The organism is Micromonospora sp. NPDC049275, from assembly GCF_043197115.1.
GTDB lineage: Bacteria > Actinomycetota > Actinomycetes > Mycobacteriales > Micromonosporaceae > Micromonospora.
The window spans coordinates 754,939-769,157 of the sequence record NZ_JBICSN010000001.1 but is presented as its reverse complement, the minus strand read 5'-3'; the positions used below and the strand labels follow the sequence as shown (position 1 = coordinate 769,157).

Genomic DNA, 14,219 nt, shown 5'->3' with positions numbered 1-14,219 from the left:
GGCCGACGCCCGCCACGGATCGTCGTGACGGGCGCCGGCGCGTGGTGGATCAGCTGAGGACGAAACGCTCGCCCGAGCCGATCGAGGTGCGGTCGGCGGTCAATGGTGACGACCCCAGGCCCGCGCTGACGTAACGGTTGTTGACTGTCGCCTTGAGGCTGACCGTCCCGTTCGTGTTGCGGACCAGCGTGAACGTCCCCCAGGGGCTGACCAGGCCGCTGGCGTTGATCAGCGGCAGGGCGCCGGCGTTCGGCGCGAACACGAAGCGGTTGTTGGCGTGCGCGAACAACGCCACCTTGCCGTCTCCGAGATCGACGAAGTCGAACCGCTGGTTCTTGTCGAGGACGGAACTGCTGGCGATCAGCGGCTTCGACGCGGCGGTGTCGGCGGTCACGAACCGCTTGACGGTCGCGGTCCGCAGGGTCCGGTTGGCGTCGGCGAGGTTCACCCGGTGGAACCTCTCCGCGTAGGTGACCGCATAGGTGCTGGTGCGCAACGCGTCACCGGGGTTGTACACACTGACGTACCGGCCGTTGGATGCTTTGAGGCTGAAGCTGCCGTCGGTGTAGCGGGTGACGGTGAACGTCTCGTTCGGGCCCACCGACGAACTGCCCGCCGAGAGCACGTCGACCGCCAAGAGGTCCGGACTCACGTAGGCGCCGGTGCGGTGGGCCAGCAGCGCCACCTGGTTGGTGCCGACGTTCACCAGGTCGAACGCATCGGCCGGCGCGAGGGACGTGCGGTCGGCGACCAGAACGGGGCTCTGGTGTGCCGCGTTGCCGACACCGAGATAGTGGTTGTGGGCCAGGGACAGCAGACCGATCGTGCCGGCGCTGGGCAGGAAGCTCACGCTGTACGCCCTCGCCGCCGTCATGGTGTCCGCGAGGGTGGCGGTGACCGTGACCCGGAACGTCCCGTGCGAGCCGTACTGGTGTCGGGCCACCGGCCCGGGCTGGGTCACGACCGTCCCGTCACCGAAGTCGAACCGGTAGGACACGACGGGCGTGAAGCCGGCCCGGGTGGCCGAGGCGTCCGCGGTGACCCACCCGGTCCCGGGCTCCTGGGTCAGGGCTGCCAGCACGACCGGAGCGGGAAGCGATTCGTGCGTGCCGCGGTCGGCCCAGGGAACGGGCCCGGTTCCCGTGTTCGCCCTCGACGGGTCGTCGCCGCGACTGCGGCCCAGGACGTCCGTCGCCGGGAAGCCAGGAGCAGCCGAGTTCGCCGAGTCGACACGCCCCCACTCGCTGGAGTCGTAGCTGTCGTGGGCGCCCTGTCCGGAGGCGGCCTGGAACTCCTCCAGGGTCATCGGCCGGTCCCAGGCGTAGCCGGTGGACTTACCGGTGTTGTTGTAGTCGACGACAGTCTTTCCGCGCGACTCGGCGTACACCCCGATCTCCACGCCGTCGGTCGAGGACGACGCACAGAGACCCGTGTTGTTGGGGCCGCCGTTCCTGATGACCACGTTGTTCTGGACCGAGATGCGGTCGGACGTGCCGTCGACACGGACACCGTTGCCACAGCGATCCTGCACGAGGTTGTTGCTGACGGCGGTGCCGATCGCCCCCCGGATCTGGATGCCGTCACCGTAGCCGCGGTTGATCTGGTTGTTGGCAATCACGGTGTCGATCGCACCCGGCCGGACGGCGATGGCCGTCCCACGGAAGCCGGCCACAGTGCTCGCGAGGATCCTGGTGTCAGCAGCCTCGACGTCGATTCCCACGCCCGCTCCGGCGTCGGCGTCGCTGTTGCTGAAGGTGGCCTTGGTGATGGTCACCCCACTGCTCGCCGCGTCCAGGAACAGGCCCGTGGCAAGCCGTGTGCCGACGCCGATGGCACCCCGTACGGTCACTCCGGTCACTCCGGACAGCCGGAACGCGGGGTGGGTCGATGCTCCGGTGGCACTGACGCCGACATCGTCGAGGACGATGCCGTCGGAGTCCTCGATGTCGACGGCCGGTGCCTCCATGGTGCCGACGATGCGGAAGCCCTTGATGGTGACGTGGCTCTGGTGGTGGACGACGGCACCGGCGGTCGGCCCGGTGAGCCGGACGAAACCGTTGGTGGCGGACACGCCCGCGAGGATGGTGATCGGCCGTTCCGCCGTGCCGGAGACGGGAACGCTGAACCGTTCCGCGTATGGCCCGCCGTCGACCGTCACGGTCTGGCCCGGGCCGACTCTGGCGACGGCCGCCCCGATGGTGCAGAAGGGCTGGTCGACTGCGCCGACACCGGTGTCGGTGCAGCGCTCGGGGACGAGGTTGTTGACGTACAGGACGGTGGTCTCGGCGAGGGCGGGGCTAGCGGACGGCAGTAGCGTGCCGCCGAGCAGCGCGATCGCCGCGAGCCCGGCGAGGCGTGATGTGCGCATACGGTGTCTCTCACAGCGAAGGGAGACGGCCGGGATCGGCCGGAGAAACCAGATCATGGCGTATTCGCCGTCTCCTGTCCGCCCTGTCGGGCAACGCAACGACAACGGGTCGGGTCAGCGACGGCAGAAACTCCGACGGGCGGGCAACCTCGCCGCCGTGACGCTTCGTCCCCTGCACATGAGACGAAGAAGTGCCCGCCGGACGGCTACCACCGGCGCGCGGACAAGGTGGACCTGATGGCGCCAACGAGATGCGGCGATCGTGCTGGCGCTGGCCGCGTGAGCGGGTACCCGCACCGGGCGGGAGGCACCCCAGGGTGAACCAGGCTGACGAGGACGAGTACCGACAGTTCGTCGCGGTCCGGCTGGAGCCGCTACGCCGTACGGCGTACCTGCTGTGCCGGGACTGGCACACCGCCGACGACCTGGTTTCCATCACCATCGGCAAGCTCTACCGGCACTGGCGGCGGGTCCGCGCGGCGGAGAACGTCGACGCGTACGTGCGGGGGATGCTCACCAACGCGTGGCTGGATGAGCGGCGCCGACCGTGGCGACGGGAGCGGGCCACCGACGAGCTGCCCGAGCAGGCCGAGGTGGATCTGCCCCGGATGGATCTGGTCGACCGGGCCGCGTTGATGAAGCTGCTCCAGGAGTTGCCCCCGCGACGCCGGGCGGTGATCGTCCTCCGCTTCTACTGCGACCTTTCGGTCGAGGAAACCGCCCACGCCTTGGGCATCAGCACGGGGACCGTGAAGAGTCAGGCGTCCCGCGGCCTCGACACCCTCCGTGCCCTCGCCCAGGCACCGTCGCGTCGCACCAGTGAGGAGTGGGCATGAGCTACCGGCAGGTTCTGGACGAGGCGATCGGCGATTCCCCGGTCTCCGGCGTTGACGTCGAGCGGGTGATTCGGCGTGAGCGGCGGGCGCGGTCGCGCCGCTGGGGTGCCGGCGCAACGGCCGCCGCGGTGCTGACGGTTGTCGCGGCGGTGACGGTGCTGACTCCGGGAAGCGTGCCGAAGACCGGGGATCCCGCCGGTCCGACGATCACCACCACGCCCGGCACACCGGAGGACAAGGCCCGTATCGACCGGGCCGTCGTCGCCGCCGTCGCTCGGGAGGCACCGGCCGTGACGTGGGTCCGCCCCTTCGGTGTCCCCGACCCTGACCGCCCCCTGCCCCCATCGTCCTTCGATGAAGAGGCGGGCACCCGGGTCGGCTACGACCAGACGGGCGACATCACGGTTGGTGGTGTCGGGGCTCGCCTGGCCGTGGAGGTCCACCGGGACGGGGCTCGGAGCTTTGGCGACCGCAGCTGCGAAGAGGGCCCCAATCCGACGACGGTCATCTGCGAGAAGGGCGCCGGCCCGAACGGTGAGCGCCTCCGGACCGTCGGATTTGAGCACCGCGAGAAGGGCCGGGGCGGCAAGCTCTACGCCCAGAACGACCGGACGGTGCTGGTCCTCCGGCCGGACGGCGCAATGGTCGGGGTCTGGCTTCAGAACATGAGGCAGGATGGCCGGTTCCCGCTGTCGGTGGACCAGCAGACGGCCGTCGCGCTCGATCCCGCCGTCGCGCTGGCCCCGCTGCCGCCCGGGGTGGTGCTGCCTTCAGCCGAGCCTCGTCCGACCCCGACCAAGTCCGCGGAGCAGATCCGGATCGACAACGCTGTCTTCGCGGCGCTGCGCCGGCAGGCACCCACGGTCAAGGGTGCGGGCGGCGCCGACGACATCCCGACCGACCTGGCCTCGGTGTGGGGCGACAGCGGCGGCGAGAACACCGCCGACTCGTACTGGGGGCAGGGCCGGATCATCGTGGGCGCGGAGACCGGACGCTTCGATGTGCAGATCTGGCGGAAGGATCCGGGCCTCTCCGGTGATCTGACCTGTGGAAAGCAGACCAAGACCTACCGCTGCACGGCGGGGGTCGGGCCGAACGGCGAGCGCTACCGCACCGTCACCAACACCAGACGGGAGGGCTCGGGTGTCGCGGGCGAGCGGACGGTAACTGTCCGGCGCAAGGACGGGTCCGTCCTGGCGGTCACTCTCGCCGGGGACCCCCCGGACGGGAAGTTCCCGCTGACCGCCGCGCAGCAGCAGGCCATCGCTCTCGATCCGGCCGTTGCCCTCGCCGGAAACTGACCTGACGGGCGCGTGGTGGGGGACGGTCGCGGGCCGTCCGCCACCACGCGCCGCACACCGGTGCGGAATCGAGGCCGGCCGAGCAACGCTGGGCGAGCAACCTTTCCGGCCCTTCTCTCCGTTCCCCAGGCATGAGGCGAACGCAAGGTCCAGCGCGGTGAATCGGGCCGACGAGGACGACTACCGGCAGTTCGTCAGCGCCCGGTTGGAGCCCCTGCGCATCACTGCGTACCTGCTCTGCCGGGACTGGCACACCGCAGACGACCTGGTCTCCATCACCATCGGCAAGCTTTACCAGCACTGGCGGCGCGTCCGGACGATGGAACACGTCGACGCGTACGTGCGGGGGATGCTGACCAACGCGTGGCTGGACGAGCGGCGCCGGCCGTGGCGGCGCGAGAAGGTCACCGACGAGCTGCCCGAGCAGGCCGACGTGGCCCTGCCGCAGGCGGCGCTGGCCGACCGGGAACTGCTCCTGGACCTGTTGGCGCAGCTTTCGCCGCGGCGGCGGGCGGTGGTGGTCCTGCGCTTCTACTGCGACCTGTCGGTCGAGGAGACCGCCAGAGCACTGGGGATCAGCGCGGGAACGGTGAAGAGCCAGGCGGCACGCGGCCTGGAGAGCCTCCGCACGCTGGCGACGGTCGATGCGGCGTTGAGGGGAGAGGACGCATGAGCTACCGGACGATGTTCAGGGAGTCGGTCGGGGAGATCCCACCCACCACGATCGACGTGGAACGGGTCATCGCCCGGCAGCGCCGGAGGATCCGATTGCGTCGGCTCGGGGTGATGGCGGCAGCGGTAGTCACTGTGGGTGCCGTCACCTTCGGCGCGGCCGCCGTCGTGGGCCGACCCAGGGCTGAGCTGCCGGCGGCACCGAAACCGACGAAACCGGCGGTACGCACACCGGAACCGCAGTCGGGCCAGCGGTTCACACAGATGGATCTGGCGATTTTCGAAGCGGTCGGGCGGGTGGCACCCGACCTGGAGTGGGCACCGGGAGACAAGGGGGGTGCCTGGTTGTCCGGCGCGGCCACGCGCGGCTACACCCCGTCGGGATACATGGGGCAGGGCAGGGTCCGGTCAGGTGACCGGACCGGCTACCTTCTCGTCCAGATCGAGGAGGGGGAATCGCCTGATCCCTGCACCGCCGATGCGGTCCGGATGAGCGGTTGCGCCATCACGACCGGCCCGGCCGGCGAGAAGATCAGAACCACCTCGGCCCGCAACCCGGCCCGCGGACCGGCTCGGGGCACTTCCGAGGGGCTCGCCGTGTCCAGCGACGTGTTCGTGGCGCGGCCCGACGGGGTGGTCCTGATAGTGAGCGTCAGGGGTGACGACGACAACCCGCCGCTGTCCATCGAGCAGTTGACCGCCCTGGCGCTCGACCCTGCCGTGGCCGGGCCGGCCGCGCATCCGCTGCAGGGCGACCCGGAAGCGCGCCGGCGGTGGATCGACAGCGCGGTCCTCGGCTCGTTGCAACGGCATGTGCCGGGTGTCACGGGGGCGGAGGGGAGGGGGGTCGCCGTGACTCCGAACGACCTGGGGGGTGGCTGGAGTGGCCGGCCTGCGGAGAACACGGCGGACAGCTACGTGGGCCAGGGGAGGGTCCTGGTGGACGGGGTGGCCGGGGTGTTCCTGGTGCGGATCCAGCGGCGGGATCCGGGCTCTTCGGGCGACCTGACCTGCGCCGAGCCCACCAGGACCTACACCTGCGAGACGGGTGACGGGCCGGACGGGGAGCGCTACCGCATCACCACCGATACCTCCCGCCGCGATTACGCGCTTCGGACCGTCCACCTGTCGCGCCGGGACGGCGCCTGGCTGACGGTGACGCACGTAGCGGACGCGAAGGGGAAGTTCGCCGTGACCGCCGCCCAACAGCGGGCCGTCGCGCTCGATCCGGCGGTGGCCCTTACCGACCGCTTCGGTTAGAAGGTCGCTGGAGGCCGTCGGGTGGCGCACAGCGTCGGCCGGCGGCCTCCCACGGCGTCGCTGCCGGTGAGCCGCCGGAACGTCCTCTTCCGGGCCCGCGTCCACGGTCATGAAAGACTGAGGCACGTGACGATCCCGAACGTGCTCGCCAACAGGTACGCCTCACCCGAGTTGGTCGCCCTCTGGTCACCGGAGGAGAAGGTCCGGATGGAGCGGCGGCTCTGGCTCGCCGTGCTCCGCGCCCAGCGCGACCTCGGGGTGCCCGTCCCGGACGGTGTGGTGGAGGCGTACGAGCGGGTGCTCGACCAGGTCGACCTCGCCTCGATCGCGGAGCGGGAGCGGGTCACCCGGCACGACGTGAAGGCCCGCATCGAGGAGTTCAGCGCGCTCGCCGGGCACGAGCACGTGCACAAGGGGATGACCTCGCGGGATCTCACCGAGAACGTCGAGCAGCTCCAGGTGCGCGCCTCGTTGGAGCTGATCCGGGACCGGGTGGTGGCCACCCTGGCCCGGTTGGCCTGGCTGGCGTACGAGCACACCGAGCTGGTGATGACCGGTCGTTCGCACAACGTGGCGGCGCAGGCCACCACGCTGGGCAAGCGCTTCGCGTCGGCGGCGGAGGAGCTGCTGATCGCGTACGACCGGCTGGAGGATCTGATCGCCCGCTACCCGCTGCGCGGCATCAAGGGCCCGGTCGGCACGTCCGCCGACCAGCTCGACCTCTTCGACGGCGACGCCGACAAGGTGGCCGAGTTGGAGCGCCGCGTCGCCGAGCACCTGGGCTTCGCGCGGGTGCTGGACAGCGTCGGGCAGGTCTACCCGCGCTCGTTGGACTTCGACGTGCTGTCGGCGCTGGCGCAGACCGCCGCCGCACCGTCGTCGCTGGCGACCACGATCCGGCTGATGGTCGGTCAGGAGTTGGTCACCGAGGGCTTCAAGCCGGGCCAGGTGGGCTCCAGCGCGATGCCGCACAAGATGAACACCCGCTCGTCGGAGCGGGTGAACGGCTTCGCGGTGATCATCCGGGGCTACCTGTCGATGGTCGGCGAGCTGGCCGGTGACCAGTGGAACGAGGGGGACGTGTCCTGCTCGGTGGTTCGGCGGGTGGCTCTGCCGGACGCGTTCTTCGCCGCCGACGGGCTGTTCCAGACGTTCCTGACCGTGCTCGACGAGTTCGGCGCGTACCCGGCGGTGATCAACCGGGAGCTGGAGCGGTTCCTGCCGTTCCTGGCCACCACCAAGATCCTGGTGGCGGCCGTCCGGCGCGGCGTTGGCCGCGAGGTCGCACACGAGGTGATCAAGGAACACGCGGTCGCCGTGGCGCTGGCCATGCGCGAGAAGGGCGCCCCGGAGAACGACCTGTTCGACCGCCTGGCCGCAGACGGCCGCCTCGGCCTGTCCCGAGCCGACATCGACACCCTGGTAGCCGACCGCAGCGCTTTCGTGGGCGCAGCGAAGACCCAGGTGGAAGCGATAACCCGCCGCATCACCACTGTGGTCGAAACCCACCCAAAGGCGGCAACCTACAGCCCACCCCCAATCCTGTAACCCCCCCCCGCCCGCCCTCCCCCCCGGCCCCCTCCCCCCGGCCCCCGCCCCCCGTCGATCATGAAGTTATTGCCGCGACACGCCGATGCACAGGGCAATAACTTCATGATCAACCGGCCTTGACCGGGGTGGGTGCGGGGTGGGCGTTACTCGCCTGTGGGGGTTTCTGCTGCTGTTCTCAGGTTGGGGGCGCTTGCCGGTTCGGCGATGCCGCCCAGGGACTCCGCGAAGGCCGGCTCGGTGGCGGTCTCCGCCGCCACCGCCGGCTGGTCGGCCGGCATGACCTCGGGCATCTTGGGTACGGCGACAACCGCCGTGCCGTACGCGCAGATCTCCATCCACATCTCACCGCAGTCGCGGCTGTCGAAGCGCATGCCGATCACCGCGTTCGCGCCGAGCCGCAGGGCCTCCTCGCCGAGGCGGGTCACCGAGTCGGTGCGCCAGCGGGTCAGGTTGTCCGGCGCCATCGGGTCGTACGCTCCACCGCGCAGGTTCTTGACCCCCTCGCGGTACGGGTTGCGCGTCCTGGCCATCGATGACACCACCTCACCGAGAATCTGGCGGATCTCGTAGCCGGGCAGTTGCTCTGTCGTCACGACCAGCACGGTTCCGATGCTGTCAGGAGTTGCGCGACCCGATCGTGTGCCGTGTTCACCTGATCGGATGCTGCAAAACGACGCGGCGCGGACGGTCGGCGCGGTGTCGACCATCCGCGCCGCGCGGGCGCTAACGGTCGGACACCGGCCACCGAGGTGATCCAGGCCCGGTTGTACGCGTCGGTGACGTCGGTGCTGGTCACCTGGAGGGCGGCCGTCTTGAGCTTGCTGGATGCGGAGCAGCCGCGGTAGCAGACCATGCCCCACCCGTAGATCGAGTTGGTCGATCCGACGGGCGGGTTGCCGCCGGCCAGGGACGCCGCCGCGGTGCTGATGCTGCGGTAGACGCTGCCGACCCGCACGAACATCAAGTTATATCAATGTGTGGCAGGGCCGACGAGCATCGTTTTCAACAAGGTCATCGAGATCAGCCAATGTAACGATTCGGCTACCCGGCGCGCCGTATCTGCCCTGGTGGGGCCGCCTGTCCCGCCCCGTCGGTCGTCCCCGAAGCCGGTTATGTGGATCACTGCCTGGACTGCGCCCGGCCGGTGCGTCCGCAGCGGTATCTGCCAGGTACGCTGGCTGCGCTCGCCCATTGTGGGTCGGCACCCAACTGCGTACACAGTCAGGAGTGCCCAGTGCCTCGCGTCGTCGTCGACGTCATGCTCAAGCCCGAGATCCTCGATCCGCAGGGCCAGGCCGTCGCAAACGCGCTGCCCCGGCTCGGCGTCAGCGACGTCGCCTCAGTGCGGATCGGCCGGCGCATCGAGATCGACTTCACCGGTGAACCGGACCTGGACCGGGCCCGGGAGATTGCCGACAAGCTGCTCGCCAACCCGGTCATCGAGGACTTCACCGTCCGCCTGGTCGAGACCGACGAGACCGCGGACGCCCGCTCGTGACCGCCCGGGTCGGTGTGGTCACCTTCCCCGGCTCGCTCGACGACGGGGACGCGGCCCGCGCCGTCCGCATCGCCGGCGCCGAGCCGGTCCGGCTCTGGCACGGTGACCCGGATCTGCACGGTGTGGACGCGGTCGTGCTGCCCGGCGGCTTCTCCTACGGTGACTACCTGCGCTGCGGCGCCATCGCCCGGTTCGCGCCGGTGATGGAGACGCTCGTGGACGCCGCCCGGGGCGGCCTGCCGGTGCTCGGCATCTGCAACGGCTTCCAGATTCTCTGCGAGGCGCACCTGCTGCCCGGCGCGCTCACCCGCAACCAGCACCTGCACTTCCGCAACCGGGACCAGGTCCTGCGCGTCGAGTCGGCCGGAACCGCGTGGACCAACGCGTTCCAGCCCGGCCAGGAGATCCTCATCCCGGTGAAGAACGGCGAGGGCTGCTACGTCGCCGACACCGCGACGCTGGACCAGCTCGAAGCCGAGGGACGGGTCGTGGCCCGCTACGTCGGCGGCAACCCCAACGGGTCACTGCGCGACATCGCGGCCATCACCAACTCCGCCGGCAACGTTGTCGGCATCATGCCGCACCCCGAGCACGCCGTGGAGGCGCTCACCGGCCCCTCGCTGGACGGCCTCGGCTTCTTCACCTCCGTCCTCAAGCACCTGGTGGGGGCGCCAGCGTGAGCGCGAGGAGTGAGCCGGTCCTGCGAGCCCCGCAGTCGCGAACGAAGGGCGGGGTCGTGAACGCGAGAAGTCGTTCAGGCGGGCACGAGCGCAGCGAGGAGAGGTCATGACCACCCATCCGGACCCGGTACGGGACACACCGGAGGCGTACTCCGCCCCGGCGCAGCCGACCGAGCCGCTGGCGCAGCCCACCGCCCCGGCAGCCGCTCCGGCCCGGCCGGCGACCGCCGACTGGACCGACGGAGTGGACACCGTGCCGCGTGCCGGTGGCACCCCGGGCGAGTTGCAGCCGTACACCGAGTTGGGCCTGCGCGACGACGAGTACGACCGGATCCGACAGATCCTCGGCCGTCGCCCCACCCAGTCCGAGCTCGCCATGTACTCGATCATGTGGAGCGAGCACTGCTCCTACAAGTCGAGCAAGGTGCACCTGCGCCAGTTCGGTGAGAAGGCCCCGCACAGCGACCGCCTGCTCGCCGGTATCGGCGAGAACGCAGGCGTCGTGCAGGTCTCCGACGAGCTGGCGGTGACCTTCAAGGTCGAGTCGCACAACCACCCGAGCTTCGTCGAGCCGTACCAGGGCGCGGCGACAGGCGTCGGCGGCATCGTCCGGGACATCCTCGCCATGGGTGCCCGGCCGATCGCGGTCATGGATCCGCTGCGTTTCGGCGCGGCGGACCACCCGGACACCGCCCGGGTGCTCACCGGCGTCGTCGCCGGTGTGGGTGGCTACGGCAACTGCCTCGGCCTGCCCAACATCGGCGGCGAGCTGGTGTTCGACCCCTCGTACCAGGGCAACCCGCTGCTCAACGCGCTCTGCCTGGGCGTGCTGCCGGTCAGCCGGCTACAGAACAAGGCCGCCGCCGGCCCGGGCAACGTCGTCGTCCTGATGGGCGCCAAGACCGGCCGGGACGGCATCGGTGGCGTGTCGGTGCTGGCCAGCGCGACCTTCGACGAGGGCAGCGAGGCACGCCGCCCCGCCGTGCAGGTCGGCGACCCGTTCACCGAGAAGCTGCTGATCGAGGCGTGCCTCGAGCTGTACGACGGTCAGTTGGTGGTCGGCATCCAGGACCTCGGCGGCGCCGGTCTGACCTGCGCGCTCACCGAGACCGCCGCGGCGGCAGGCACCGGCATGCGGGTCTGGTTGGAGCGGGTGCCGCTGCGCGAGCCCTCGATGGACCCGCACGAGATCCTGGCCAGCGAGTCCCAGGAGCGGATGCTGCTGGTCGTCGAGCCGGACAAGCTCGACGCCGTGCTCAAGACCGCCGAGAAGTGGGGCGTGCTCGCCACCGCGATCGGCGAGGTCACCCCGCCCGAGCCGGACGGCCGTCCTGGTCGACTGCTGATCACCTGGCAGGACCACCTGGTCGTCGACGTGCCGCCGGGTTCGCTTGTCGACGACGGCCCGGTCTACGCCCGGCCGATGCGCGAGCCGGCCGACCTGATCCTGCTCCAGGCCGACCGCGCCGAGACGCTGCCCCGCCCGGCCGACCCGGACGCGCTGCGGGAGACCGTGCTGCGCATGATCGCGTCGCCCAACCTGGCCGACAAGACCTGGGTCACCGAGCAGTACGACCGCTACGTGCTGGGCAACACAGTCCTCGCCCAGCCGGAGGACGGCGGCGTGATCCGGCTCGACGAGCGGACCGGGCTCGGCGTGGCGCTGTCGGTCGACGGCAACGGCCGGTACGCCCGGCTCGACCCGTACAACGGTGCCAAGCTGGCCCTCGCCGAGGCGTACCGGAACGTGGCGGTGACCGGCGCGACGCCGATCGCCGTGACCGACTGCCTCAACTTCGGCTCCCCGGAGGACCCGGGCGTGATGTGGCAGTTCGCCGAGGCCGTGCGCGGCCTGGCGGACGGCTGCCTGGAGCTGGGCATCCCGGTCACCGGCGGCAACGTCAGCTTCTACAACCAGACCGGCGCGGCGCCCATCCACCCGACCCCGGTGGTAGGTGTGCTGGGCGTGCTGGACAACGTCGCCGACCGGGTGCCGATGGGCTTCGTCCCGCGCCCCGGTGGCGACCACGACCAGCTCTACCTGCTCGGCGAGACGAACGTGGAGCTGTCCGGCTCGGAGTGGGCCTGGGTGACGCACGAGCACCTCGGCGGCATCCCGCCGCAGGTCGACCTCCTTCGTGAGAAGGCGCTGGCCGAGCTGCTGGCCGAGGCGGCCCGCGTCGGTCACCTGGCCTCCGCGCACGACCTCTCCGACGGTGGTCTCGCCCAGAGCCTGGTCGAGTCCTGCCTGCGGCGTGGCGTCGGTGCCCGGATCGCCGTGCCGGAGCAGTTCGCCGGCGGCTCGATGCCGTTCGTCTACCTGTTCAGCGAGTCCGCCACGCGGGCGCTGGTGTCGGTGCCGCGTGGCCACGACAAGGCGTTCGCCGCGCTCTGCGCCGAGCGGGGGGTGCCGTTCGAGCTGATCGGCGTCACCGACCCGACGGGCGGCGCGCTGGAGGTGCACGGCCAGTTCCGGATCGGTCTGGACGAGCTGCGGGCCGCGCACACCGAGACGCTGCCGCGTCTCTTCGGCGGCGCTGCCGCCGTCGAGGTGCCCGCGCCGGCTGCCGGCGTGGCGGGCGCGGTCGAGGGCGTGCCGCTGCCGGGCACCCCGGCCGAGCCGGTGGACGCGTCGGAGGTGCTCTCCGAGCCGATCGCCTCGGCCGGTCCGTCCCCGCACACCGGAGCCGTCGACCCGGTCGGGTCGGAGCAGCCGGGTGAGTCGTCCGAGTCTGACCCCGGTGCCGCCGAGCCGTCGCCTGACGAGCGCTGAGGCGTTGGCGGCGGCCGTCCACGGCCAGCCCGGCTCGGGCGCCCGCTTCGACTGGGGCCTGACCGGGGCGGCCGAACTCGGCCGGGTCTGCGCGGCGTTGGTGGTGGTGGACGTGCTCTCGTTCACCACCGCCGTGGAGGTGGCGGTTGCCCGGGGCATGCGGGTGCACCCGTTCCCGTGGGGTGAGCAGGCCGCCGAGTACGCCGTGCGGGTCGGCGCGGTCGCCGCGGTGGGTCGTCGCCTGGTGACGGCCGACCATCCGTGGTCGCTGTCGCCCGCCGCGCTGAGCGCCGCGCCCGTCGTGGCGGATCTGGTGCTGCCCTCACCGAACGGCTCCGCGATCAGCGCCGCCGCCAGCGCCACCGGGCTGCCGGTGGTCGCGGCGTGCCTGCGCAACTCCCGCGCCGTCGGGCGTTGGCTGCGCCGCCAGGGGTACGGCACGTCGGACGCCCCGATCGGGGTCATCGCCTCGGGTGAGCGGTGGCCGGACGGGTCGCTACGGCCGTCGGTCGAGGACCAGCTCGGCGCGGCGAGCGTGCTGGACGCCCTGTCCGGTGTGCCGGGTGGCCTCTCCGTGGAGGCGGCCATGGCGCTCGCCGCGCTGGCCAGCACCCCGGACGTCCCCGCCGCGGTGCGTGGCAGCGTGTCCGGTCGGGAGCTGACCGAGAGCGGCTTCGGCGCCGACGTCGACATCGCCGTCCGGGTCGACGTGTCGGATGTCGTGCCGGTCCTCCGTCAGGGCGTGTTCTCCGCCGCCTGACCGACGCGGGTCGCCGGCCGCCGCGCCTGGACGGTGCCGCACGTCGGTCTGTCTGCGGGATCAACTCGGTTTCCTGCAAAGCAGGCCGTCCGCCACACCTCGACACACCGACTTCCTGGAAGGCGAGTCGATCACGACGAGCCGGTGCGGTGATCGAGGGCTCGGCGACCAGCGACAGCAACGGAACGGCCGCCCGGATCTCCGGACGGCCGTTGTCGTGGTGCTGCTTCTGTTGAGTCAGTCGTCCAGCCAGTCGAGGCGTCGGCCGCCCCGCTCGGTGGGCGGCGGACCGTCCGGCCGGGCCCGGCCACCCTGCTGCTGGCCGTAGCCGCCCTGGTCGTAGCCCCGGTCGTCGTAGCCGCCGCGTTGCTGCGGGGGCTCCTGGCCGTAACCCGGCTGGTCGTACCCGCCGCCCTGCTGCTGACCGTAGCCGCCCTGGTCGTAGCCCCGGTCGTCGTAGCCGCCGCGTTGCTGCGGGGGCTCCTGGCCGTAACCCGGCTGGTCGTACCCGCCGCCCTGC

At 71.2% G+C, this 14,219-nt stretch carries 12 protein-coding genes and 1 pseudogene; 9 read left to right on the top strand and 4 right to left on the bottom strand.

What is annotated here, in order from left to right; translation table 11 throughout:
* Positions 1-49: 49 nt before the first annotated feature.
* Entirely contained in the window at positions 50-2,368 is a 2,319-nt protein-coding gene (locus ACGFIE_RS03640) for a right-handed parallel beta-helix repeat-containing protein (protein ID WP_393290608.1), read from the bottom strand.
* A gap of 317 nt (positions 2,369-2,685) precedes the next feature.
* Between ACGFIE_RS03640 and ACGFIE_RS03635 the strand changes: the two genes are divergently transcribed.
* The 5 genes from ACGFIE_RS03635 to purB all read left to right on the top strand — a co-directional run bounded on the left by ACGFIE_RS03635 (position 2,686) and on the right by purB (position 7,985).
* The gene (locus ACGFIE_RS03635) at positions 2,686-3,204 is read left to right on the top strand and encodes a SigE family RNA polymerase sigma factor (protein ID WP_393290605.1); all 519 of its coding nucleotides are present in this window, start codon (positions 2,686-2,688) and stop codon (positions 3,202-3,204) included.
* Positions 3,201-4,505, top strand: coding sequence for a hypothetical protein (locus ACGFIE_RS03630; protein ID WP_393290603.1), 1,305 nt, complete (start codon positions 3,201-3,203; stop codon positions 4,503-4,505). Before ACGFIE_RS03635 ends, ACGFIE_RS03630 begins: the two co-directional genes overlap by 4 nt.
* Before the next feature lie 157 nt (positions 4,506-4,662).
* A complete protein-coding gene (locus tag ACGFIE_RS03625; protein WP_393290600.1) occupies positions 4,663-5,178 on the top strand; it encodes a SigE family RNA polymerase sigma factor in 516 nt (171 codons plus the stop codon).
* Entirely contained in the window at positions 5,175-6,437 is a 1,263-nt protein-coding gene (locus ACGFIE_RS03620; RefSeq protein WP_393290597.1) for a hypothetical protein, read from the top strand. The genes ACGFIE_RS03625 and ACGFIE_RS03620 overlap by 4 nt, the downstream gene beginning before the upstream one ends.
* A 126-nt stretch (positions 6,438-6,563) precedes the next feature.
* Positions 6,564-7,985: an adenylosuccinate lyase gene (purB, locus tag ACGFIE_RS03615; protein ID WP_393290595.1), complete on the top strand. Its 1,422-nt coding sequence runs from the start codon at positions 6,564-6,566 to the stop codon at positions 7,983-7,985.
* Between the two features lie 146 nt (positions 7,986-8,131).
* Here the strand turns inward: purB and ACGFIE_RS03610 are convergent, their stop codons facing one another.
* Complete coding sequence (locus ACGFIE_RS03610; protein WP_393290593.1) at positions 8,132-8,695, bottom strand: YbjQ family protein; 564 nt, start codon at positions 8,693-8,695, stop codon at positions 8,132-8,134.
* Positions 8,578-8,943, bottom strand: coding sequence for a hypothetical protein (locus ACGFIE_RS03605; RefSeq protein WP_393291318.1), 366 nt, complete (start codon positions 8,941-8,943; stop codon positions 8,578-8,580). Before ACGFIE_RS03605 ends, ACGFIE_RS03610 begins: the two co-directional genes overlap by 118 nt.
* Positions 8,944-9,222: 279 nt before the next feature.
* On the opposite strand from ACGFIE_RS03605, the gene purS reads away from it, so the two are divergent.
* The 4 genes from purS (at position 9,223) to ACGFIE_RS03585 (ending at position 13,699) form a co-directional block, all read left to right on the top strand.
* Positions 9,223-9,486: a phosphoribosylformylglycinamidine synthase subunit PurS gene (gene purS, locus ACGFIE_RS03600; protein WP_007454310.1), complete on the top strand. Its 264-nt coding sequence runs from the start codon at positions 9,223-9,225 to the stop codon at positions 9,484-9,486.
* The gene (gene purQ, locus ACGFIE_RS03595) at positions 9,483-10,166 is read left to right on the top strand and encodes a phosphoribosylformylglycinamidine synthase subunit PurQ (RefSeq protein ID WP_266247815.1); all 684 of its coding nucleotides are present in this window, start codon (positions 9,483-9,485) and stop codon (positions 10,164-10,166) included. The genes purS and purQ overlap by 4 nt, the downstream gene beginning before the upstream one ends.
* 106 nt (positions 10,167-10,272) lie before the next feature.
* Positions 10,273-12,939, top strand: coding sequence for a phosphoribosylformylglycinamidine synthase subunit PurL (gene purL / locus ACGFIE_RS03590; protein WP_393290589.1), 2,667 nt, complete (start codon positions 10,273-10,275; stop codon positions 12,937-12,939).
* Positions 12,940-12,943: 4 nt separating this feature from the next.
* Positions 12,944-13,699 (top strand): 2-phosphosulfolactate phosphatase, encoded by a 756-nt coding sequence (locus tag ACGFIE_RS03585; protein ID WP_393291277.1) that lies wholly within the window; start codon positions 12,944-12,946, stop codon positions 13,697-13,699.
* 237 nt (positions 13,700-13,936) lie between these two features.
* Here ACGFIE_RS03585 and ACGFIE_RS03580 read toward each other — a convergent pair.
* A pseudogene (locus ACGFIE_RS03580) lies at positions 13,937-14,219 on the bottom strand (hypothetical protein); the annotation flags it as partial.